Below are 20,062 nucleotides of genomic sequence, written 5' to 3'. Positions count from 1 at the left end.
GGTCCGGGGTGCCGGCCCCGGACACCTCAGGCCGCCAGCTTGAGGACCCACTGGTAGAAGTCGGCCCAGGTCTCGGCCTGGGCCGGCGGCTCCGCGGCCGGGGACCGGTCGGGCTCGGCCGCGGCCCGGTCGCGGACGTCCCGGGGGGCGCAGCCGAACTCCGCGCGGAAGGCCTGGGTGAAATGCGCGGGGCTCTCGAAGCGCCAGCGATACGCCACCTCGGAGATGCGGGTGAAGCGCCCGTCGCCGGTGGCGAGGTCGCGGTAGGCGCGGGCGAGCCGGCGCTGCCGGACGTAGCCGGAGACCCCCCCGAGGGGGACGAACAGCCGGTAGAGGGCGCTCCGCGAAACGCCGAACCGCCGCCCGATCGTCTCGGCGGACAGGTCCGCGGAGGCCAGCTCGGCCTCGATGAAGCGCCGGATCGCGACGAGCAGAGGCGCCCGCTCGGGCGGCTGCGTGCCCCCTCCGTCCTCCGGCAGGCCCAGGGTCGCCGCGCCGAGCAGCGCGGCCGTGGCCTCGGCCGCCGCCGCGGCCTCCGGCTCCGAGAACCCGGTCGCGTGCGCGCTCAGGGAGTGCAGGTGGTCGCTGAGCATCCGGCCGAACGGGGTCGCGCCCCGGATCACCGAGCCGTGCAGGGCGTCGAGGCCGCTCTGCCGGGATCCGAAGAGCGGGCGCGGCAGCACCACCGTGATGGCCTCGTAGTCCGTGGACGCGGCGGAGAGCGGCTGCGACAGGTCGAACAGGCAGATGTCGCCGGGGGCGCAGTCCCGCTCCCGGCCGCCGATCGTGACCCGGGACTGACCGGAGACGCGCATGTGGGCGACGATGTGGTCGACGCCCATCCGGGCGGTCAGGGCCCGCGCGCGCACGAACCGGAGCCCGGAAGCGCGGGCGCTGCAGACGATCGCGGTGCCGAGGTGACGGACCCGGGACTGCCCGCGGAAATCGGGCAGGTCCTCCCGGCGGATCGTGAAATCCCAGAACGGCGCGACGGCGTCGCGCCAGTCGTCGGCCTGACGATGACCCGGGCTCTCGCCCCTGAGCTGCAGGATCGGTTTCGGTCGCATCGCCCGTGTTAGTCCTGACCGAGCGCGGCCCGGTCACGCCGACAATATGGCGATTCTGTCTGCCCAGAAAAGTGGCACTCCGTTCCAATCACCGGACTCCGCGCCGTGCCCCGTCCCGGCGCGCTCGGCGAGAGGCCGGCGAGAGGCCGGCAAGGGGCCGGCAAGGGGCCGGCAAGGGGCCGTGAAACAGAACGTCCCGCAGGCCGGGTGGCCGCGGGACGGTGAGTTGCACGGTTGTGAGGATCGAGGACTTCGACCCTTATGGTTAACCGGCGGTTACCGGCCGCTCGGGGCCGCGCCGCTGCCGGTGGCGCCGTTGCCGGTGCTGTTGTCGCCCGCGGGGGCGCCGGGAGACGAGGTGTTGCCGTTGGGCGTGCTCTGCGCGGCGGCCATCCCGGCGCTGCCGGCAACAAGGGCGAGGGCGAGCAGGGCGGACTGAACGGTGCGGCTGGTCATGGCTGTCCTTGGATCCCGAGCGGGGTCTCGACGCGGGTCGTCGCCGTGCCGGCTTGTGCCGGCGTCGGCTGGAGAACCGCACCCCGGCGGCGCCCGTTCCCGCCGGGGCCGGGCCGGCGCGAATCGGCCGCAGCGCGCCCGCCACGGTTCGTCGGGAACACCCGCGAGTCCCCCCGGCTTGTCCGAGGGTCGAGACCGGGAGCGTGGCGTGAAGGTGTTCCGGATCATGCAGGCGGCGACGGGCGCGATTCTCTGGAGCGGCGCGGCGCTCGATCCGATGGCCGCCCTCGACGCGATGGCGCGCGCCGCCGGCTTCCGCGACCGCACGCGGATCCCGAACCACCTGCGGGCCGGCGGCCTCCACGTCGAGGAACTGCAGGCCTGATCCCGCCGCGCCGGCGGACGAGTCCGGAGGGAGACCATGACCAAGCTGTTCATCGCGCAGGTGCGCGACGCGGGCGGCGAGCGGCCGCTCGTGACGGTCCGGGCCGAGGCCGAGGGCGAGGCGCGCCTGTTCCTGGCGGCCGCCTATCCGGACGCCGAGATCGCCCACGTCGCCGAGCCCGGCGACTGGACGAGCGACGCCGATACCGGATCCCGGGCCGGTGACATCCGCGAGCATCCCGGCGTCGCGTGGCAGGCCCCGTCCAGCCTGGCGGACTGAGGCGCGTCCGCCAGGCCGCGGTGCCCGTCCCGGCCGCCGGGGCCGGTGCGTACCGGGAGAACCTGAGGAGAACTTGGAGAGAACCTGGGAATAGCCTGGGGAGAATCCGGCGGCGCCGACAATTCAAGCGATCCCGTTCACGCGTCCCTAGGGCTCCGCACCGACGGTGGTGCATGCGTTCCGCCGATCCGACACCGCGCCTGTTCGCGGCCGCGGCCGCCCTCACCGGCACCGGGATCCTGATGTGCCGGACCGAGCCGTCCTGGGACGGGATCCTGATCGGCCTGTTCTGCCTCGGGCTCTGGGCCCTCGGCACCTTCGGCACCCTCGCGGCACGGCCTGGCCGACCGGTGCGTTCCGCGCCGCGGATGCGGCCCATCGTGCTGGAGGCGGTCGTCGTCGAGACGCCCCGGTTCCCGCCGGAGCTGCTGCCCGCGCCCCGGCCCCCCGCGGCCCGGGACCGTGCCCTGGCGGGCCCCTCCCGCCTGCCGGAGCTCCCGTCGCACCGGCAGCGCGTGGTCGAGCGCTACACCCGCAGGCGCGGTTGAGCGCGGCGAGGTGGCCGACCACACCGCGAGCGCGTCGCGACGGCCGACCGGCGCGACGCCCTCGTGGGCGATCCGGAGACGATCCCGGACGCCGACGACGCGGCGGGTGAGGCGGCCTGGCGGAGCCAGGGCGGCGTCCGACCGCCGGGCAATGCCCGTCCGCGCGGGATGTTGGGGGCGAGCGCGAGAGGCACCGCGCGGGATCGCCCGCGGGCCGGACCGATCTGCTATGGATCGCGCTCGACGCGTCGTACCGAGAGAGGCCGGCGCCCGGGATCCTTGCGCCACGCCGTTCCGGCGGCGCGCGGATCCCGTGATCGGACGGGAGATCGCCACATGGCCACGCCCGAGACCCAGGCGCCCTACCGGCTGCAGTGCATGATCCACCGGGAAAGCGCCGGCGGCATCATCATCCACGACGAGCAGATTCCCGGGCCCCTCGTGGAGGCGGCGGTCGCCGCCGCCAAGGCCCGCTTCGCGGAGCTGCGCGCCGGCCGCGCGGGCTCGGCGGCCCTGCGGGATTCCGCCGGGCGGGTGGTCTGGTCGGCCCGGCAGGACGCCGCGACGCCCGGCACCGGGGGATCGGCAGCCCGGTAGGCTTCGGACCGACGCGCCGTCAGGTGAGGTGGCGCGGCTCCAGATCGATCACGGGGCCGCCCACGTCGAAGAACTCGTCCTCGTACGGGAGCGCCTCGTCCGGCTCCTCGGCCTCGCGCCGCCCGAACGGGATGACCGCGGACAGGATCCCGAGGCAGAGCGCGCCGGCGACGAAGGCAATCAGGATCGCGATGCTCATGACGGAACACTCGGGCGTCGCCGGCGGCGGAGTCGGGCCACCGCGAGACTAAGGCCCGGCTCGCGCACGCCGCAACCGAAATCACCGCCCGTTCGCTCCGGATCGCCCAGCCCGCACGGCGGGCGCGGCCGCAGCGCGCGGCACGGGCTCGCCCCGCGATCTCCGGAAGACCGGGAGGCCGCCCCCGGTCGCGGAGCGCGTCCGGGCGATCCGGGACGGGCCTCACCGCGGCGTCGAAACCTGATCCTGCTGCCGGTCGACCGCGTCGCGGACGCCGCGGCCGGCCATGAGGATCTCGGTCATGAACGCCGCGATCGCCGCCACGGTGCAGACCAGCGCCGCTCCGAAGCAGGCGAACAGGACGGACGCGGTCGCCGCGTCGCGCAGCGCGCCGACGAACAGCGTGAGCACGGCCAGACCGATCAGGCCGCCCGCCAGCGAGGCCAGGACCACCGCCACGTCCAGCACGAAGGAGCGCCGCCGCAGGAAGGTCAGCCGGCGGGCGAGGCGGCCGGCCTCGGCTTCCGTCGCCCGGGCGGCCTCCGCCGAGAGGCTGTCGACCTTGTCGGAGATCCGGCCGAGGCGGGTCGAGAACACGTTGAGCAGCGTCGCCAGCGCCGACAGCAGGAAGGCGGGCGCGAGCGCCACCTGGATGATGTGGGCGATGCTGTCGGGCTCGGTCGCGCTGAGGGAGAAGCCGAACATCGGCGGGCTACGCGGGCGGACGCGTCGCGCCCCGCCTCCGCCGACCGCCGGGACGGACGGCGGCGCGGCTCCGGACCGGGCGGATCACCACAGGAGGCCCTCCGCCTGCAGCCCGGCCACGAGCAGGCACAGCGCCGAGAGGAACGCCACCGCGAGATACGGGGCCGGCGTGTCGGTCATCGAGGCCTCCCGGCCGGCGCGGGGCCGGCATCCCCGATCCCGGTCCGGGCCCGGAGGGCCGGCATCGAAGGCAGCGCGACGGGGTGCATGCGCGTCTCCTGAAATCTCCACCGACGACGAGGCCGGCAGATAGGGCCTGCGGCGCGCCGGAAAAGCCGCGGCCGCCGCGCCGCCCCGGCGCGGCGGCGCCTTCTCCACAGGCCGGGAGACCGGCGCCGCGCCGCCGCCGATCCCCCGCGAGATCTGCCGGTGCCGAGGAGATCGATCCGGCCGCGGCCGCGCGCCAAGACCCGGGGATGCGCGATCAAGACTCGGGCCAGTCGGGCAGCCGGTTTCATCTGTGCAGATCCGCGGCCCGACGTGCGAGTGGTGCCCGCACAGAGGCGCGATGGCGTCCGAAAGCCCCGCAATACGGGACGGGATCGCGCGAGATCTGCGGCGCCGCCCGCACTCGCGCGCCCGGGGATGCGCGGGCACCACCCGTAAATTAATGTTAACCGCTCGCGGGATCGCGATCGGGCTTGCGGGCCGCCGACCGGTAGGATTTATTAAACCTCGAAGCTTCCTGGTTGGTCCTGGGAACGTTCACCGACAAACTGAAGCCCCGTCCGCTCGAGCGCGACGGGGCATTTTGTTTCTGGAAACATTCGGATACCGAAGTTCTTCTCGGGCTAGACCAGTCGATTTCGCGATGTGCTCCAGCGCACCCGGCTGTTTCGGGGTCAAAGACCCGATTCCGAGCTGTTGCAGCGATGCACTATCGCCCCGGCACGTCCTGGCGTTCTGTCCGCCCCGCACACATCCCGCCCAACGGGAGACAGAGGACCAGATGATCAAGAAGCTTCTGCTCGCGAGCGCCGCCACGGCTCTCCTGACCGGCGCCGCCTCGGCCGCCGACCTGCCGCGCCGCGCCGCCCCGCCGCCGGTGTTCACCCCCGTCCCGGTCTTCACCTGGACCGGCGCCTACTTCGGTATCAACGCCGGCTACGCCTTCGACGCCAGCAGCAACAACACCAACAGCTTCGGCGTGCCCGCCCCCTACGGCAACGGCACCACCGCCTTCTTCAGCCAGCGCAACCAGGAAGGCTTCACCGGCGGTGGCCAGGTTGGCTACAACTTCCAGTTCACCCCGGGCTCCGGCATCGTCGTTGGTGTCGAGGCCGACGCCCAGTACCTCGACTTCGGCCGCAGCCGGAACAACGCCTTCCTCGTCGGTCCGCTGGCCCCCGGCTACTACGTCACCGACCCGCGCGGCCTCTCCAGCCTCGACTTCTTCGGCACCGTCCGCGGCCGCCTCGGCTACGCCTTCGACCGCACCCTCGTGTACGGCACCGGCGGCTTCGCCTACGGCTCGGGCAGCGCCGACCGCTCCTTCGGCGGCTTCGCCGGCAACGACAGCTTCCGCACCGGCTACGCGGTCGGCGGCGGCATCGAGTACGCCCTGCCCACCGACTCGTTCCTGAACTTCTTCCGTTCGAACGCCGTGACGCTCAAGGTCGAAGGCCTGTACGTCAACCTCGACCGCAACACCCGCAACCAGGGTGCGTTCGTCATCAACGCCGCCAACAACTTCCCGGTGGTGTACAACAACATCGGCCGCCGCGACGACGAGTTCGCCGTGATCCGCGCCGGCCTGAACTACAAGTTCGGCTCGTACTAAGATCCACCCGCGCGCCGTCCCGGTCACCGGGACGGCGCGCGGGCCTCTGGACAGGCCGCATCCCCTCTCGACCTGAGCATCCCCAGCCCGATCAAACTGGCCGCTTGAGCCGAGGAGCGTCCCGGGAGCCATTCCCGGGACGTCTTGCGTCGGGGGCGAGGGCCCGCCGCGGCGCGCCTCAGGCGTGGACCGCGTGCTCCAGCTGCGCCTTCGACATCCGCGACCGGCCGGGCACGTTCTGCGCCCGGGCCTTGCGCATCAGCGCGGCCTTGGTCGTTTCCACCTTGCCGGACGCCTTGCCGGACGCCTTGGCGGCAGACTTGCCGGTCGCCTTGCCGGACGTCTTGCCTTTTCCGGACGCCTTAGTGGACTTGCCGTCCTCGCGCGCCGCGGCGGCCTTCTCGGCAGCGGCCTTCGGCTGCTTCGAGAACTGCTCGCCCTTCCGGGTATCGGCGCGCTTCTTAGCCGTGCTGGCGGCGTATTCCGTGTCGGTCAGGCTCTCGCGGGCCTTCTTGGGCAGGTAGCGCTCGCCGGTCTTGCCGCTCTCTTTGCCAGACTTCGTCCCCCACTCCTCGTCGGTCCATTGCTGGAGATGGTTGTCGGCCGACTTCTTGCCGGCGTAGCCGCCGCCCTCCTTCTTGTATTCGGCGGTCGCGATCTGCGCCTTGCGCGCCGACCATTGGCCGGGCTTCCCGCCCTTCTCGGACTTCGTGACCTGCGTCTTGACCTTGTCCCACAGTTTCGGGTCGGTCTTCTTGGCGGTTCCTGACATCGGCGCCTCGTGAAAAAGATTTGGCAGACAACACGGGCCCCGCGGCCGTGTTCCTGCGGCGCGTTCGCCCGACCCGCACCCTCCCGCATCTCCACCCGCGCAGCGTCCGCCGTCGTGGCCGGGGCCGCCGGATACGCCGGCCGCCTGACGGGTTGGCCCTCAGGGGATCAGGCCCATCGCGAGGGATGCAGCATGGCGGACACGCCGGACGACACCCAGGCCGAGCGGATGCCGCACGGCGAGCCGGAGCGCGCGGGCCTGGCCGACAGCCCCCGCGACACCGCAACCGGCACGGTCAGGCCGCAGGACGGCCCGATGGAGCGGGCCGGCACCGAGAAGGAGGAGGCGCGCCGGGGCGGGACCAGCCTCGGCGCGGAGCGCGACCGGCCGGGCGGAGGCCGGGGCTGAGCACCGCCATCGAGACAGCACGCGAGAGAGGAAGACGCAGCATGCAGATCCGGCACAAGCCCCTGCGCGAGCAGGTGATCGTCATCACCGGCGCCTCCAGCGGGATCGGCCTCGCCACGGCCCGGGCGGCCGCCCGCCGCGGCGCCCGCGTCGTGCTGGCGGCCCGGAACGGCGCCGCCCTCGACGACATCGTCCGCGACATCCAGGAGCGCGGCGGCGAGGCCCGGGCCGTCGTGACCGACGTGTCCCGCCGCGAGGATGTCGAGGCGCTGGCCGCAGAGACCGTGCGCGCCTACGGCGGCTTCGACACCTGGGTCAACAATGCCGGTCTCTCGATCTTCGGCCGCCTCGAGGAGGTTTCGGACGAAGACCATCGCCGGCTGTTCGACGTCAATTTCTGGGGGATCGTCTACGGCTCGACGGTGGCGCTGCAGCACCTGAAGCGGACCGGCGGCGCGCTGATCAACCTGGGCTCCGTCGCCTCCGACCTCGCCTTGCCGATCCAGGGCATGTACTCCGCCTCCAAGCACGCGATCAAAGGCTTCACGGACGCGCTCCGGATGGAGCTCCAAGTGGAGGGCGCCCCGGTCTCGGTGACGCTCATCAAGCCGGCCTCGATCGACACGCCGTTCCCGGAGCATGCCCGGAACTACATGGCGCAGGCGCCCAAGCTGCCGCCGCCGGTCTACGACCCTGCCGACGTCGCCGACGCGATCCTGTACGCCGCGGAGCACGGGCCCCGCGACCTCTACGTCGGCGGCGGCGGCAAGCTGATGAGCGCGCTGCGCAAGCGGGTCCCCGCGGCGACCGACTGGATGGGCGCCCAGGTGATGTCGCGGAGCCAGACGGCGGGCGCGGCCGGCAAGCGGCGGGACGGCGCCCTCCACGCGGCCGGCCGCGACGGGGCCGTGCGGGGCGGCTCGCCCCACCACGTCATGCGCAGCGCCTACACCCGGGCCTCGATCAACCCGGTCCTGACCGGGATCCTGCTGGCGGGGGCCACCGCGGCCGCGGCCTCGCTGCTGGGCCGCGCCGACCGCCGCTAGAGCCCCGCCGCGGCGCCCGCCCCCGCGCGGGCGCCGGCCGGACTGTTTGTTTCTAGACGATGATGGCGGAGGTCAGCCGACATTCAGGGCCGATGACCATTCTGACCGGGTCTTGCGCCGGGCCGACCGGCGCGGAACCGAACAGAAGGTCTGATGATGATGCACGTGAAGATGATCGCGGCCGCCGCGGCTGTCGTCGGCGGCCTCGGCCTGGCCTCCGCCAGCGCGGCGCCCCTGGCGCCCGCCGGCGCCGATACGCTCACCGGCCCCGCCGCGGTCAGCACCGTGGCGTTCGGCTGCGGCCCCGGCTGGGCGCCCGGCCCGTACGGGCGCTGCCGGCCGATGTACCGGCGGCCGCGCTTCTACGGCCCGCGCTGCTTCTTCCGTCCGACCCCGTGGGGACCGCGGCGCGTCTGCCGCTAAGGTCGCGGAGGCACGCGTCCCGACGCGCGGGTCCGGCGCCGAACCGTGGCCCGACCCGCGGGTTGATCCAGGGGCAGGTCCCGTCTCCGAGGAGGCGGGGCCTGCCCCTTTCCCGTTGGCGGTGATGCGGGCCGGCAGCGCCGGGGATGCCACGACCGGGACCGCGGACGGTCCCGCTCCGGTTGGACATGGCCATGGCCCAGGATCAGAGCGGCGGCGCGAACCCCTCGGCGGCGGAACGGGCGGCGGCCGAGCGCGTCGCCCGCAAGCGCCTCGGTCCGGACGGCTGCCCGGAACCGGCACCCGACCGGCGATCGCCGTCCGGACAGGACCGCGGGAGCGAGGCCGCGGCGCCGGACCGCCGGGCGCCTCCGGGGCGGCCGGTCGCGACGCGCCACCGGCCCGAGAGGCTTCCCGAGTAGCGCCCCGAGTAGCGCCCCGAACATTCGCGTGCCCGGACGCGGGAATAAAGCCCGCCGCCGCCCGGTTCCCGATTGTGTGGCACAAGGCTGCAGGCAGGAGCACGAGGGCAGGGACCCCATGGCTTCGCAGGCTCTCGACGGGGCGGGCCCGGCCCGGCCGCCGACATGACGACCCTGGCGCGCGCGCGCTTCAGTCAGCTCGTTCTCCCGCGCCTGGACGAGGGCTACCGGCTCGCGCACTGGCTCACCGGCAACGCCACCGACGCCGAGGACGTGATGCAGGAGGCGTGTCTGCGCGCCTACCGGGCGATCGAGGGGTTCGCCGAGGGCAATGCCCGGGCGTGGTTCCTGACCATCGTCCGCAACACCGGCTATTCCTGGCTGCAGCGGCACCGGCCGCGGGCGGTGGTCTTCGCCGACGACCTCGCCCCCGAGGCCCGCGCCGAGCTGGAGATCGGGGGCGCCCTGACCGAGGTCCCGGAGACGCCCGAGGCGACCCTCATCGCCCGCGACGACGCGGGGCAGCTCGCCCGGGCGGTCGAGGCCCTGCCGGTGGCCTTCCGCGAGGCGCTGGTCCTGCGCGAGTACCACGGCCTCAGCTACCGGGAGATCGCCACGGTGACGGGGGTCCCGATCGGGACCGTGATGTCGCGCCTCGGCCGCGCGCGGCAGCACCTGCTTGCACGGCTCGCGAAGGACGGGCGATGACCGACGACGAGACCCTCCTGCTCCTCAGCGCCTACGCGGACGGCGAGCTGTCGCCCGGCGAAGTCCTGGCCATGGAGCGCCGTCTCGCGGCGGATCCCGACGCGCGGGCCCTGGCGGAACGCCTCCGCGACCTCTCGGCCACCCTGCGCGGGCCCCTCGCGGGGCCGCCCGCCCCGGAATCCCTGCGGGCGCGCGTGATCGAGCAGATCGGCTTCACCGACCCGCCCCCGTCGCGCGGCCGCCTCGGAGGCCCGCTCGGGACCCGGCTCGGGTCCTGGGTCGAGGCCTGGGTCGAGGCCTGGCTCGAGTCCTGGCGCAGATCCCGGCAGGCGCTGGCCGCGACGCTGCTCGTCGGCCTCGTCGGCGGGGCCGCGCTCGGCAGCGGGATCGTATATCTCGACCGCCCCGACGGCGCCCCGGATACCGGCGCGGCCGTGCTAGCCGGCCATCTCCGCGGCCTCGCGGCGCCCCAGCCCTTCGACGTCGCCTCCTCGGACCGGCACGTGGTGAAGCCCTGGTTCAACGGCCGGACCACCCTCGCGCCCGAGGCCCCCGACCTGTCCGACAAGGGCTTCCCGCTGGTCGGCGGCCGGGTCGACATCGTCGGCGGAACCCCCGTGCCGACCCTGGTCTATCGCCGCGACAGGCACGTCATCAGCGTCACGGTGGTCCCCGCCGCCGACGGCCCCGGCGCCGGCGAGGAGCGGCGCGACGGGTCCACGATCGAGCGCTGGCGCCTCGGCGACCTCACCTACTGGGCGATCTCGGACCTCAACCGGCGCGACCTGCGCGCCTTCGCCGACCTGTTTCAGTCCCGGACCGGGGGCCCGCCGGGATAAGGCGGGAATAAGGGACGCCAGTTTCGGGTTATTACTGATATCGTGATGTCGATCCGGCGAGGATCCCAGCGTGATCAGTCAATCCCACCTGCACACCCGCAGAGCCGCAACGATATCCGGGATCGGCTCCGCCCAGGACCGGCGGGTTCAGGCCGACGGCACCCCGGCCTTCCCGGACTCGACCCTCGTGGAGGCGGCGCTCCATCTCCTGGCTGAGCATCTCGAGCAGGGGCTGGCGGTGACCGACCGGTACGGGCGGGCCCATTTCCTGAACCGCGCGGCGCAGGCCTTCGTCTCGCGCGGCCTCCTGTGCCTGGAGCACGGCGGCCTGCGCGGCGCGACGCCCGAGGACAGCGCGGCGCTGCGCCGGGTCATCGCCCGCTGCGCCGCGGGCCATCGCGGCGGCTCGGTGCGATTGGAGGGCGCGGGCGGGACGCTCCTGGTCGCCGCCTCGGCGATTCCCGGGACGCTCGGCCCGATCGGCGAGGGCGCGGTTCTCCTGCGTCTCACCGACCCCGGGACCCCGCGCCTGCCGGATCCCGGCATTCTCCAGGACCAGTTCGGCTTCACGCCCGCGGAGGCGGCCCTGGCCGTCGACATCCTGGCCGGGAACGACCTCGCGGCGAGCGCGACGCGCCGCCGGATCACCCGGAACACGGCGCGCGTGCACCTGCGCCACCTGTTCGAGAAGACGGGGACGCGCCGCCAGGCCGAGCTGGTGCGCCTGCTCCTGCTCTGCCCGCAGCCGATCGCGGACGCCTAGCGCACTCCGGCAAAAATATTCGCGCCGCGCGCCACCCTTAATCCGAACGGAGGATGCGCATAGTCCGCATTAAAGCGACGCTGATCCGGCCGATCGTGGACAAACCACGGATCTTTCGGCGCAACGGAGGCTGGATCATGATCCTCTCGTTCCTGAAATCTGCCCGGAAGAGCCGTGTCGCGGCGCGAAATCTTCGCATTCTCTCGGCCCTCGACGACGAGATGCTGAGCGACATCGGCCTAGACCGGCGCACACTCCGCACGTTCTGCGAGAACGGCTGCGCGCACGTGCCGCCGCCGCCGAGCCAGGCCGAGACGCCCCGGGCCCTGATGATACCCGGTGGGCTCGGGATCGCCTTCCGCTGAACGCCCGCCGCACCGCCCGCTGCACCGCCTCGGGCCCGGCCGGACCGCTCAGATCTCGACGCAGATCTTGCCGAAGTGGCGGTTGCTCTCCTGGTGGCGGAACGCCGCGACGAGTTCGTCGAGGGGGAAGCGGCGGTCGATGACCGGCCGCAGCCCGCAGGCATCGATGCCGCGGATCATCTCGATCTGGTGGCGCCGGCTGCCGACCAGCACGCCCTGCAGCCGGATCTGCTTCAGGAGCGCCGGCACCAGCGGCAGCTCGCCCGCGACCCCTGAGAGGATGCCGATCACCGAGACGTGGCCGGCGACCCGCGCGGCGGCCATGGACTGCTCCAGCGTCGCCGGGCCGCCGACGTCGAGGACGTGGTCGACACCGCGCCCGTCGGTCAGGCGCCGGGCGGTCTCGCCCCAGGCCGGGTCGGTGCGGTAGTTGATGACGTGGTCGGCGCCGAGACCGCGCAGGCGCTCCAGCTTGTCATCGCTGGAGGAAGTGGCGATCACCGTGGCCCCCGCCGCCTTGGCGAATTGCAGGCCGAACAGCGACACGCCGCCGGTGCCCTGCACCAGCACCACGTCGCCGCTTTTCAGGCCGGCATCGGCGTGCAGCGCCCGCCACGCGGTGAGCGCGGCGGTGGTGAGCGTCGCCGCCTCGGCGTGGTCCCAGCCCCGCGGGGCGCGGGTGAAGGCGGTGGCGGGCGCGGTGACGCCCCCGCGGGCGTAGCCGTCGACCCCGTCGCCCGGCACGGTGGCGAAGCCCTCGACGCGCGGCGCGCCCTCCAGCCAGGTCGGGAAGAACGTGCTGACCACCCGGTCGCCCACGGCGAACTCGGTCACGCCCGGCCCCACGGCCTCGACCTCTCCGGCTCCGTCGGACATCGGGATGCGCGGCTCGCTCGGGCCCCACATCCCGCTGACCACCGCGTAGTCGTGGTAGTTGAGGGAGCTCGCCCGCAGGCGGACGGTGATCGCGCCGGGCCCAGGCTCCGGCACGGGCCGCTCGCCGAAGGTCACCTTGTCGAAGCCGCCGCCGGGCTGGACGATGACGGCCCGGGCTGTCGATCCGGTCATGGTGCACCTGTCGCTCCGCGGCCTCGGCCGCCGGGAGGCGGACACTGGCAGGCCCCGCGCGCCGCGTCGAGACGACGGGGCCGGGCCGTCCGCCGCGGGGCGGGGGAGGGCGGCCCGCGCCCGCAACCCCTTCCTGCCCGCGCCGCCCTTGCCGCCGCGCCGCGCCGGCGCCAAGGTCGCGGATTGCACCCCGTCCGTGGAGGGAGGACAGACCGTGTCGACCGAGCGCGTCGTTCTGACCGAAAGCATAGCGCCGACAGCGTCCAGGATCTTCACCCAGGCCGGGATCGGCGCCATCCGGCAGCTGTCGCGCGCGGTCAGCCCCGGGGACGCCGGCGAACTGGCCGACGTCACCGTCCTCGGCATCCGCTCGCGCACGCAGGTCACCGCCGCGCTTCTCGACGCCCTGCCCGACCTCGCCGCCATCGGCTGCTTCAGCGTCGGGACCAACCAGGTCGACCTCGAGACGGCGCGCGCCCGCGGCCTGCCGGTGTTCAACGCGCCGTTCTCGAACACGCGCAGCGTCGCCGAACTGACGATCGGCGAGATCGTGATGCTGCTCCGGCGCATCGTGCCGCGCTCGGTCGCGGCCCATGAAGGCGGCTGGGACAAGTCGGCCACCGGCGCCTTCGAGGTGCGCGGCAAGACGCTCGGCATCGTCGGCTACGGCAATATCGGCGCGCAGCTCTCGAACCTCGCCGAGGCGATGGGCATGCGCGTCATCTTCTACGACCTCACCGACAAGCTGCGCCACGGGAATACCGAGCCGGCCGAGAGCTTCGAGGCCCTGCTCGCCGTGAGCGACGTGGTCAGCCTGCACGTCCCGGAGACGCCGCTGACCCACGGGCTGATGGGCGCGGAGCGGATCCGCGCGATGAAGCCGGGCGCCTACCTGATCAACAACAGCCGCGGCACGGTCGTGGACCTGGACGCCCTGGCGGCGGCTCTGCGCGACGGTCACCTCGCCGGGGCCGCGATCGACGTCTTCCCGGTGGAGCCGACCTCCAACGCGGAGCGCTTCGTCTCGCCCCTGCAGGGGCTGCCGAACGTGATCCTCACCCCCCATGTCGGCGGCTCGACCGAGGAGGCCCAGGACCGCATCGGCGCGGAGGTGGCCCGCAAGCTGGTCGACTACGTCCAGACCGGCTCGACGCTCGGCGCCGTGAACTTCCCGCAGGTCCAGCTGCCGCCGCGCCTGTCCGGCGCGCGGTTCCTCCACGTGCACCGGAACGTGCCCGGCGTGCTCGGGCAGATCAACGCGATCTTCTCGGGCCGGTCGCTCAACATCGACGCGCAGTACCTGCAGACGGACGGCGAGTTCGGCTACGTCGTGGTGGACGCGTCCGTGCCGCCGGGCGAGGCGGACGCGGTGCTCCGCGCGCTGCGGGCCATCGACGGCACGGTGCGGACGCGGCATCTCCGGCCGGCGGCGTGAGGATCCGCGCGCCGCGCCGGACGTCGGCGACGGGTCGCGCGGATCCTCACGCCCGCAGGGCAGGGTTCAGCGCGGACACGACGCCCCCGCGCCCGCCGGCCGGCGACGCGCCGGTCACGGTCGCGGCAGGGTGTGCAGCGCCCGCAGGAAGGCGTCGACCTCCGCGCGGGTGTTGTAGAAGGCCAGCGAGGCCCGCACCGACTGGTCGACCCCGAACCGGCGCAGGGCCGGCAGGGCGCAGTGGTGGCCCGAGCGCACCGCGATGCCGTGACCGTCGAGGTGGTGGGCCACCGCCGCGTTCGTCTGCCCCTCGATCACGAAGGACATCACGCTCGCCTTCTCCCGGGCCGTGCCGATCAGGCGCAGGCCCTTCACGTCGGCGAGCCCGCCCTGCGCGTAGCCCAGGAGGTCGTGCTCGTAGGCGGCGATCGCCGGCATGCCGATACCCGCGAGGAAGTCGAGCGCCGCACCGAGACCGACGGCCCCGGCGATGTCGGGCGTGCCGGCCTCGAACTTCTCGGGCGCGCCCTTGTAGACGGTCTTCGCGAAGGTGACGTCCTCGATCATGTGGCCGCCGCCTTGCCAGGGCGGCATCGCCTCCAGCAGGTGCGTCTTGCCGTAGAGCGCGCCGATGCCCGTCGGCCCGAACACCTTGTGGCCCGAGAAGACCAGGAAGTCCGCGTCGAGGGATTGGACGTCCAGCGGCATGTGCGGCGCGGATTGCGCCGCGTCGACCAGCACCGGCACCCCGTAGGCGTGGGCGAGCTGGATGATCTCCCGCACCGGGTTCACGGTGCCGAGCGCGTTGGCCACCTGCGTCACCGAGACGATCTTGGTGCGGCCCGACAGCAGCGCCGCGTACTGCTCGAAGATGATCTCGCCCCGGTCGTTGACCGGGATCACCCGGAGCGTCGCCCCGGTCTGCTGGGCCAGCAGCTGCCAGGGCACGATGTTGGCGTGGTGCTCGATGGTCGAGACGATGATCTCGTCGCCCGGGCCGACATGCGCCCGGCCGTAGGAATTGGCGACGAGGTTGATCGCCTCCGTGGTGCCGCGCAGGAAGACGATGTCGTCCTTCGACGGCGCGTTGAGGAAGCGGCGCACCGCCGCGCGGCCGCCCTCGAACAGGTCGGTGGCGCGCGCCGCCAAGGTGTGGGCGGCCCGGTGGATGTTCGAGTTGTGCCGGGCGTAGAACTCCGAGGTCGCGTCGATCACAGCCTGCGGCTTGTGGGTGGTGGCGGCGTTGTCGAGCCAGACCAGCGGGTGGCCGTTGACGCTCTGGTGCAGGGCCGGGAAGTCCCGGCGGACATGCTCCACGTCGAAGGGCGCCGCCACCGGGCTCGACCCCTGCGCGGCCAAGCGCGGCGCCGGGCCCGGGTCGCGGGCCGGCTCCACCCGGGGGCTCGCCGGCGCCCTGCGGGCCGGCCCGGGGCCGAGGTTCAGGAAGTAGTAGTCGGACGGCGGTGCCTCGGGCGCCCGGGACAGATGGCCGGTCCGGGCGAAGCGCTCCTGCGCCGCATCGCGGCCGACTTTCGACGGGTCGGCCGGCACGAGAGCCGGGGCGAGGGCGTGCGCGAAGGCGTTGGCGCGCGGGTGGTCCGCGGCGATCTGCCGGTGCAGCTCCGGACCGCCGGGCAGGGCGGCCGCCAGCGCCGGGGCGCTGGCGAAGGAGAAATCGGGCAGCACGGGGCGCGGGCTCGCCGGGTGGACCGGCGGGATCGCAGCCACGTCTGCGAAGGCCGGGCTCGCGGGTGCGAGGTTCGGCAGGGTCGGCCCGTAGAGACCCGGCAGGCAGACCGGCGGCGCCCCGAAGGAGCGCGCCGCCAGCGCGGAGGCGTCGGGCGGCAGGCCGGCGGGCTGGCCGCCCGCTGGGGCGGAAGGGACGCCCAGGGGCGCACTCGGCAGCGGCGCGCCGCCCGGGCCCTGGGGCAGGCTCTCGAGGGCCTGCGGGACCTGGGGGCCGGCGGGGAGCGCCGGCGCGAAGGGCCGGCTCGCGGCCTGACCCTGCCCGTAGATCTCCCGGGCGAGGCGTCCGACCAGATCCGCGTGGGCCAGCTCGCCCGGGCTCGCCCCGGGCAGCCCGAGGGCGACAGCCTCAGGCGTAGTCATGGTAGTTGCCCAGCAGCACGTTATCGAGGCGGGCGATCGCGTCCTCGACCAGCACAGCGGCCGAGAAGTAGCGGGTCACGAGGTGCGAGGCGATCGAGTGGTCGTTGGTGCCCATGTAGCGCACCGACAGGCCGGGCTCGATCTCGCCGGTCACGCCCGACTTCTGCAGGCCGACCACGCCCTGCTCGCCCTCGCCGACGCGCAGCAGCAGGATCGAGGTGGTCTCGGCCCCGGTCACCGGGTCGAGGTCGATCGGCAGCTTGTCGCTCGGCACCAGCGGCACGCCGCGCCACGTGATGAACGGCGCGCCGAACAGGTGGACGACGACCGGCGGCACGCCGCGGCGGGTCGCCTCCCGGCCGAAGGCCGCGATGGCGCGGGGATGGGCCACGAAGAAGGCGGGCTTCTTCCAGACCAGGGTCAGCAGCTCGTCGAGGTCGTCCGGGGTGGGCGGGCCGCCGCGGGTGGGGATGCGCTGGCGCGGGCCGACCTCGCCGAGAAGGCCGAACTGCGCGTTGTTCAGAAGCTCCCACTCCTCGCGCTCCTTCACGGCGTCGACCGTGAGGCGGATCTGCTCGCGGAGCTGGTCGATCTCGTTGGAGTAGAGATCGGTGACGCGGGTATGGGTGTTGAGGATCGTCTGGATGGTCGAGAGGTGGTACTCGCGCGGATCGACCTCGTAGTCGACGAAGGTCGTCGGCAGGCGCGGCTCGCCGGTATGGACCGCCAGCAGCTCGATCCCCTGCTCGCCGTAGGAGTTGGTGTGACCTTTGAGGCGGTCGCGCTCCTCGCGGTACTGCGCGATCTTGGCGCGGATCTCCTCGCTCTCCACCGCGGCGGCGTCGAGGGTCAGGAGGGTCACGGCCGACAGGGCCTTCACGGCCGGGGCGGGCGCGCGCTCACCGGCGAGGCCCGCATCGCCGAAATAGTCGCCCTTCGTGGCGAGCCCCTGGCGCAGGCGACCCTTGTAGGGGCCCGACAGGGTCAGCTCGACGGTGCCGTCGGCCACCACCGTGAGGCTGCGGCCGGCGGAGCCCTCCTCGTGGATCACCGTTCCGGCCTTGTGCTGGCTCTCGGTGAACTTGGCCGCCAGCGCCGCCAGCTCGGCATCGCCCAGCCGGCTGAACAGCGGCACGGCCCGCAGGGAGGCGGGACGGATCACCTTGCCGTCCCCCTTGTCCTCGGCGACGAGATCGATCCGGCCGGGGCGGGCCAGCACGACGGCGCGGCGGTTGACGCGGTAGACCCCGCCCGCCACGTCCACGAAGGGCAGGAGCCGGAGCAGCCAGCGCGGCGTGTTGGCCGCGTTCTGGACCGAGGTGACGGTCGCCGTCGCAAGATTGCGTGCCGCCGTGGCGCTCACGCTCAGACCCGGTCCGCTCATCGTTCGTCCTCACTCCATCCAGGATTCAGGCGCGCCGCGCCGATCCGCGCGGCGGCAGTGCGCCCCGCAGCCTGTGCGGGGCGGGCGCAAGTCGTTCCGATCAGAACGCGACGACGATCGCGACCCGAGCGGCCGCATCGTCAATCAAATCATGTATTCTCTAGCAGTCCGACAGCCATCGTCGAACGCTCGGCCGGGCCGACTTCATCGTTGTTCCGGCGATGTCTGGATAAAGTCTGATTCGCCCAAGGGTCAACGGAATGATGTCCCTATTTTTCGCCGATTCGTAGAAATGGATCCCGTGGTATGCACGACGAACAGGACACGACCGTCCTCAGACAGGCAGGTCAGAGAACTTAATTCTACGGAATCGCGCCCGGCGGCGGCGCCCGGACGACTTTGTTGTCAGGAAAAATCTTTCGCGCGTCTCAGATGCCGTCCCCGTAGCCGAAGGACTGGTCCATGCTGAGCGCCGGCTCCTCGTCGACGGGCAGGCGCGAGACGACCCGGGCCGGCACGCCCGCCACGGTCGTGTGGGGCGGCACGTCCTGCAGCACCACCGCGGCGGCCGCGACCTTGGCGCCCGCCCCGACGCGGATGTTGCCCAGCACCTTGGCGCCGACGCTGAGCAGCACCCCGCGCTCGATCTTGGGATGCCGGTCGCCGCTCTCCTTGCCGTTGCCCCCGAGCGTCACCGACTGGAGGATCGAGACGTCGTCGGCGATCACCGTGGTCTCGCCGATCACCACGCCGGTGGCGTGGTCGATGAACACCCCCGAGCCGATCCGGGCCGCCGGGTGGATGTCGCAGCCGAACACCTCGGAGATCCGGCTCTGGACGTGCAGCGCCAGGGTCGCCCGGCCCCGGTGCCAGAGCCAGTGGCCGACCCGGTACGCCTCGAGCGCGGCGAGTCCCTTGTAGAACAGGAACGGGTCGAGGTAGCGGCGGCAGGTCGGGTCGCGCTCGCGGATCGCCACGAGGTCGCGCACCGCGTGGGCGCCGGCCTGCGGGTCGGCCTCGAAGGCCGAGAGGCACAGGTCGCGCATCGACAGGCGAGCGAGGTCGCCGTCCCCGAGCCGGTGGGCGAGGCGGTAGGCGAGGGCCTGGGCCAGCGAGCGCTGGTCGAGGATCGTCGCCTGGATGATCCCCGCATAGAGGGGCTCCTCGATCAGGGCCGCCTCGGCCTCGGCGCGCAGGGCGGCCCAGACTTCGGCCTCCGCGGTGCTGCGGCTCGTGATGCGCAGGGGCGGCTGGACCACGGCCATCGTGGCACCCGCGGCGGGCAGGGCAGCGTGATGCATCGGTCGTCGCCGATCACGGCAGGGGGCGGAACGGGCCGGGCCGGCCGCGCTCCAGGGCGTCGTGCCCCTGGACCGTCACGCCCACATTGGCCGGGGCGTCGCCCCGCATCATCGTCCCCGGGGCCATGGTGTCGTCTCCCTCGAATCGGTCGCGGTGGCGGCCCGATTCCGCCGTCGGCGGCGCCGGCGAGAAGTCTCTTCCGGATGCCCCGGTCCGGCGGAGAAGGTTTCGACCGCACGAGCGCGTTGCCGGAGCATTGTTTCGCTAAGTCGTTGTTACAGAATGATATTCAGGCATCGCGCCGGCTTTGGCAAGTCCCGGGAGCCGGCCGTCGCCGACCGGCACCGGCGATCGATCGCGGCCGCGATCCCGGCATATCTCCGCCGACCCCGTGCTTCTGCTCCGGCTCGCGGCTTCGACGAACAACCTGCGCTGCAAGTCCTCGCCAATTTGGCAGCACATTCTCGGGCCCGGCGTCTACATTGACGGTGTCGACATACAGTCGATGCGGAGCTCAACGGAGGTTTGCCGTGATCACCAGCAAGGAACGGTTCGCCCGGATGACTGCGCCGTGTCTGCCGTGTTGCCGCGTCCAAGAGGAGGAGAGCGCACGACATCAGACACGCGAGGCGACCACCGATGCTGACCTATGACACGACCCGGAACACCCGTCCCGACCTGAGCCCCGAACCGGCCGCCGCCCTCGGCCGGGCCCTGTCCCGGAGCGTCCGCTCCCACCCCTCCCACGAACGCGCCGCCCTCGCGAGCGCCCTCGACGACGGCCTGATGCCCGACGAGGTCGCGCAGATCCTCGCCGGCCGCCCGGTGGCCGAGGCCTTCCCGATCCGCTGGGGCGAGAGCCCGGAAGCCTACGCGTCCCGGGCCGTGTCCGAGATGTTCGTCGCCTACCTCCAGTAGGCGCGTCGCTGCCGGCCGCGCCGG

At 73.0% G+C, this 20,062-nt stretch carries 24 protein-coding genes; 15 read left to right on the top strand and 9 right to left on the bottom strand.

The genetic code is table 11. The annotated features are described in order from the left end of the window. Window positions 1-26: 26 nt before the first annotated feature. Window positions 27-1,067 (bottom strand): AraC family transcriptional regulator, encoded by a 1,041-nt coding sequence (locus tag C4T42_RS20955; protein ID WP_103985818.1) that lies wholly within the window; start codon window positions 1,065-1,067, stop codon window positions 27-29. 276 nt (window positions 1,068-1,343) lie between these two features. Continuing rightward, window positions 1,344-1,523: a hypothetical protein gene (locus C4T42_RS20950; RefSeq protein ID WP_020095106.1), complete on the bottom strand. Its 180-nt coding sequence runs from the start codon at window positions 1,521-1,523 to the stop codon at window positions 1,344-1,346. Window positions 1,524-1,731: 208 nt separating this feature from the next. On the opposite strand from C4T42_RS20950, the gene C4T42_RS32015 reads away from it, so the two are divergent. From C4T42_RS32015 to C4T42_RS20935, 4 genes are all read left to right on the top strand, one after another. Then, a complete protein-coding gene (locus tag C4T42_RS32015; RefSeq protein ID WP_020095107.1) occupies window positions 1,732-1,908 on the top strand; it encodes a hypothetical protein in 177 nt (58 codons plus the stop codon). 36 nt (window positions 1,909-1,944) lie between these two features. Next, window positions 1,945-2,187 (top strand): hypothetical protein, encoded by a 243-nt coding sequence (locus tag C4T42_RS20945; RefSeq protein WP_056530693.1) that lies wholly within the window; start codon window positions 1,945-1,947, stop codon window positions 2,185-2,187. Window positions 2,188-2,360: 173 nt separating this feature from the next. Then, the gene (locus C4T42_RS20940) at window positions 2,361-2,735 is read left to right on the top strand and encodes a hypothetical protein (protein WP_042671492.1); all 375 of its coding nucleotides are present in this window, start codon (window positions 2,361-2,363) and stop codon (window positions 2,733-2,735) included. Window positions 2,736-3,071: 336 nt separating this feature from the next. Continuing rightward, window positions 3,072-3,332 carry a hypothetical protein gene (locus C4T42_RS20935; RefSeq protein ID WP_091681441.1) on the top strand — a complete coding sequence of 87 codons (261 nt, stop codon included), beginning with the start codon at window positions 3,072-3,074 and terminating at the stop codon, window positions 3,330-3,332. Window positions 3,333-3,351: 19 nt separating this feature from the next. Here C4T42_RS20935 and C4T42_RS20930 read toward each other — a convergent pair whose 3' ends face one another. Continuing rightward, the gene (locus C4T42_RS20930; protein WP_103985817.1) at window positions 3,352-3,531 is read right to left on the bottom strand and encodes a hypothetical protein; all 180 of its coding nucleotides are present in this window, start codon (window positions 3,529-3,531) and stop codon (window positions 3,352-3,354) included. A gap of 222 nt (window positions 3,532-3,753) precedes the next feature. Next, window positions 3,754-4,236, bottom strand: coding sequence for a DUF2721 domain-containing protein (locus tag C4T42_RS20925; RefSeq protein ID WP_020095112.1), 483 nt, complete (start codon window positions 4,234-4,236; stop codon window positions 3,754-3,756). A 1,009-nt stretch (window positions 4,237-5,245) separates the two neighbouring features. Here C4T42_RS20925 and C4T42_RS20920 point away from each other — a divergent pair. Next, on the top strand, window positions 5,246-6,076 hold the full coding sequence (locus tag C4T42_RS20920) for an outer membrane beta-barrel protein (RefSeq protein ID WP_103985816.1): 831 nt from the start codon (window positions 5,246-5,248) through the stop codon (window positions 6,074-6,076). A gap of 178 nt (window positions 6,077-6,254) precedes the next feature. On the opposite strand, the gene C4T42_RS20915 is transcribed toward C4T42_RS20920, so the two are convergent. Then, the gene (locus C4T42_RS20915; protein ID WP_103985815.1) at window positions 6,255-6,848 is read right to left on the bottom strand and encodes a hypothetical protein; all 594 of its coding nucleotides are present in this window, start codon (window positions 6,846-6,848) and stop codon (window positions 6,255-6,257) included. Between the two features lie 192 nt (window positions 6,849-7,040). Between C4T42_RS20915 and C4T42_RS20910 the strand changes: the two genes are divergently transcribed. From C4T42_RS20910 to C4T42_RS20875, 8 genes are all read left to right on the top strand, one after another. Beyond that, window positions 7,041-7,256 (top strand): hypothetical protein, encoded by a 216-nt coding sequence (locus C4T42_RS20910; protein ID WP_170855188.1) that lies wholly within the window; start codon window positions 7,041-7,043, stop codon window positions 7,254-7,256. Between the two features lie 41 nt (window positions 7,257-7,297). After that, on the top strand, window positions 7,298-8,302 hold the full coding sequence (locus C4T42_RS20905; RefSeq protein WP_103985814.1) for an SDR family oxidoreductase: 1,005 nt from the start codon (window positions 7,298-7,300) through the stop codon (window positions 8,300-8,302). Window positions 8,303-8,458: 156 nt separating this feature from the next. Continuing rightward, on the top strand, window positions 8,459-8,725 hold the full coding sequence (locus tag C4T42_RS20900; protein WP_103985832.1) for a hypothetical protein: 267 nt from the start codon (window positions 8,459-8,461) through the stop codon (window positions 8,723-8,725). A 194-nt stretch (window positions 8,726-8,919) separates the two neighbouring features. Then, on the top strand, window positions 8,920-9,147 hold the full coding sequence (locus C4T42_RS20895) for a hypothetical protein (protein WP_244603250.1): 228 nt from the start codon (window positions 8,920-8,922) through the stop codon (window positions 9,145-9,147). Between the two features lie 165 nt (window positions 9,148-9,312). Then, window positions 9,313-9,855: a sigma-70 family RNA polymerase sigma factor gene (locus C4T42_RS20890; RefSeq protein WP_020095120.1), complete on the top strand. Its 543-nt coding sequence runs from the start codon at window positions 9,313-9,315 to the stop codon at window positions 9,853-9,855. Next, window positions 9,852-10,694: an anti-sigma factor gene (locus C4T42_RS20885; protein ID WP_103985813.1), complete on the top strand. Its 843-nt coding sequence runs from the start codon at window positions 9,852-9,854 to the stop codon at window positions 10,692-10,694. The genes C4T42_RS20890 and C4T42_RS20885 overlap by 4 nt, the downstream gene beginning before the upstream one ends. A gap of 70 nt (window positions 10,695-10,764) precedes the next feature. Next, window positions 10,765-11,457 carry a helix-turn-helix transcriptional regulator gene (locus C4T42_RS20880; RefSeq protein WP_103985812.1) on the top strand — a complete coding sequence of 231 codons (693 nt, stop codon included), beginning with the start codon at window positions 10,765-10,767 and terminating at the stop codon, window positions 11,455-11,457. 137 nt (window positions 11,458-11,594) lie between these two features. After that, window positions 11,595-11,822 carry a DUF1127 domain-containing protein gene (locus tag C4T42_RS20875; protein WP_042675160.1) on the top strand — a complete coding sequence of 76 codons (228 nt, stop codon included), beginning with the start codon at window positions 11,595-11,597 and terminating at the stop codon, window positions 11,820-11,822. Window positions 11,823-11,870: 48 nt separating this feature from the next. On the opposite strand, the gene C4T42_RS20870 is transcribed toward C4T42_RS20875, so the two are convergent. Next, on the bottom strand, window positions 11,871-12,890 hold the full coding sequence (locus C4T42_RS20870; protein WP_103985811.1) for an NAD(P)-dependent alcohol dehydrogenase: 1,020 nt from the start codon (window positions 12,888-12,890) through the stop codon (window positions 11,871-11,873). Window positions 12,891-13,104: 214 nt separating this feature from the next. On the opposite strand from C4T42_RS20870, the gene serA reads away from it, so the two are divergent. Next, complete coding sequence (gene serA, locus C4T42_RS20865; protein ID WP_082558002.1) at window positions 13,105-14,325, top strand: phosphoglycerate dehydrogenase; 1,221 nt, start codon at window positions 13,105-13,107, stop codon at window positions 14,323-14,325. A 114-nt stretch (window positions 14,326-14,439) separates the two neighbouring features. On the opposite strand, the gene C4T42_RS20860 is transcribed toward serA, so the two are convergent. The 3 genes from C4T42_RS20860 to cysE all read right to left on the bottom strand — a co-directional run bounded on the left by C4T42_RS20860 (window position 14,440) and on the right by cysE (window position 19,119). After that, a complete protein-coding gene (locus C4T42_RS20860) occupies window positions 14,440-16,434 on the bottom strand; it encodes a family 2A encapsulin nanocompartment cargo protein cysteine desulfurase (protein ID WP_103985810.1) in 1,995 nt (664 codons plus the stop codon). Next, a complete protein-coding gene (locus C4T42_RS32765) occupies window positions 16,421-17,818 on the bottom strand; it encodes a family 2B encapsulin nanocompartment shell protein (RefSeq protein ID WP_103985809.1) in 1,398 nt (465 codons plus the stop codon). Before C4T42_RS32765 ends, C4T42_RS20860 begins: the two co-directional genes overlap by 14 nt. Window positions 17,819-18,246: 428 nt before the next feature. Beyond that, window positions 18,247-19,119, bottom strand: a complete 873-nt coding sequence (cysE, locus tag C4T42_RS20850; protein ID WP_020095129.1) for a serine O-acetyltransferase — start codon at window positions 19,117-19,119, stop codon at window positions 18,247-18,249. A gap of 640 nt (window positions 19,120-19,759) precedes the next feature. Between cysE and C4T42_RS20845 the strand changes: the two genes are divergently transcribed. Continuing rightward, on the top strand, window positions 19,760-20,038 hold the full coding sequence (locus C4T42_RS20845) for a hypothetical protein (protein ID WP_020095131.1): 279 nt from the start codon (window positions 19,760-19,762) through the stop codon (window positions 20,036-20,038). Window positions 20,039-20,062 lie beyond the last annotated feature (24 nt).

It is taken from the genome of Methylobacterium sp. 190mf (assembly GCF_900107945.1).
In the GTDB taxonomy this organism is placed as follows: Bacteria; Pseudomonadota; Alphaproteobacteria; order Rhizobiales; family Beijerinckiaceae; genus Methylobacterium.
Note: the sequence above shows the minus strand (reverse complement) of the source record. Positions and strands in the feature narration are given on the sequence as shown.

What these genes read in the sequence shown, in the direction of transcription:
- C4T42_RS20955 (WP_103985818.1), bottom strand. Translation starts at nt 1,067, where the DNA reads ATGCGACCGAAACCGATCCTGCAGCTCAGGGGCGAGAGCCCGGGTCAT.
- C4T42_RS20950 (WP_020095106.1), bottom strand. Translation starts at nt 1,523, where the DNA reads ATGACCAGCCGCACCGTTCAGTCCGCCCTGCTCGCCCTCGCCCTTGTT.
- C4T42_RS20945 (WP_056530693.1), top strand. Translation starts at nt 1,945, where the DNA reads ATGACCAAGCTGTTCATCGCGCAGGTGCGCGACGCGGGCGGCGAGCGG.
- C4T42_RS20940 (WP_042671492.1), top strand. Translation starts at nt 2,361, where the DNA reads ATGCGTTCCGCCGATCCGACACCGCGCCTGTTCGCGGCCGCGGCCGCC.
- C4T42_RS20935 (WP_091681441.1), top strand. Translation starts at nt 3,072, where the DNA reads ATGGCCACGCCCGAGACCCAGGCGCCCTACCGGCTGCAGTGCATGATC.
- C4T42_RS20930 (WP_103985817.1), bottom strand. Translation starts at nt 3,531, where the DNA reads ATGAGCATCGCGATCCTGATTGCCTTCGTCGCCGGCGCGCTCTGCCTC.
- C4T42_RS20925 (WP_020095112.1), bottom strand. Translation starts at nt 4,236, where the DNA reads ATGTTCGGCTTCTCCCTCAGCGCGACCGAGCCCGACAGCATCGCCCAC.
- C4T42_RS20920 (WP_103985816.1), top strand. Translation starts at nt 5,246, where the DNA reads ATGATCAAGAAGCTTCTGCTCGCGAGCGCCGCCACGGCTCTCCTGACC.
- C4T42_RS20915 (WP_103985815.1), bottom strand. Translation starts at nt 6,848, where the DNA reads ATGTCAGGAACCGCCAAGAAGACCGACCCGAAACTGTGGGACAAGGTC.
- C4T42_RS20910 (WP_170855188.1), top strand. Translation starts at nt 7,041, where the DNA reads ATGGCGGACACGCCGGACGACACCCAGGCCGAGCGGATGCCGCACGGC.
- C4T42_RS20905 (WP_103985814.1), top strand. Translation starts at nt 7,298, where the DNA reads ATGCAGATCCGGCACAAGCCCCTGCGCGAGCAGGTGATCGTCATCACC.
- C4T42_RS20900 (WP_103985832.1), top strand. Translation starts at nt 8,459, where the DNA reads ATGATGCACGTGAAGATGATCGCGGCCGCCGCGGCTGTCGTCGGCGGC.
- C4T42_RS20895 (WP_244603250.1), top strand. Translation starts at nt 8,920, where the DNA reads ATGGCCCAGGATCAGAGCGGCGGCGCGAACCCCTCGGCGGCGGAACGG.
- C4T42_RS20890 (WP_020095120.1), top strand. Translation starts at nt 9,313, where the DNA reads ATGACGACCCTGGCGCGCGCGCGCTTCAGTCAGCTCGTTCTCCCGCGC.
- C4T42_RS20885 (WP_103985813.1), top strand. Translation starts at nt 9,852, where the DNA reads ATGACCGACGACGAGACCCTCCTGCTCCTCAGCGCCTACGCGGACGGC.
- C4T42_RS20875 (WP_042675160.1), top strand. Translation starts at nt 11,595, where the DNA reads ATGATCCTCTCGTTCCTGAAATCTGCCCGGAAGAGCCGTGTCGCGGCG.
- C4T42_RS20870 (WP_103985811.1), bottom strand. Translation starts at nt 12,890, where the DNA reads ATGACCGGATCGACAGCCCGGGCCGTCATCGTCCAGCCCGGCGGCGGC.
- C4T42_RS20860 (WP_103985810.1), bottom strand. Translation starts at nt 16,434, where the DNA reads ATGACTACGCCTGAGGCTGTCGCCCTCGGGCTGCCCGGGGCGAGCCCG.
- C4T42_RS32765 (WP_103985809.1), bottom strand. Translation starts at nt 17,818, where the DNA reads ATGAGCGGACCGGGTCTGAGCGTGAGCGCCACGGCGGCACGCAATCTT.
- cysE (WP_020095129.1), bottom strand. Translation starts at nt 19,119, where the DNA reads ATGCATCACGCTGCCCTGCCCGCCGCGGGTGCCACGATGGCCGTGGTC.
- C4T42_RS20845 (WP_020095131.1), top strand. Translation starts at nt 19,760, where the DNA reads ATGCTGACCTATGACACGACCCGGAACACCCGTCCCGACCTGAGCCCC.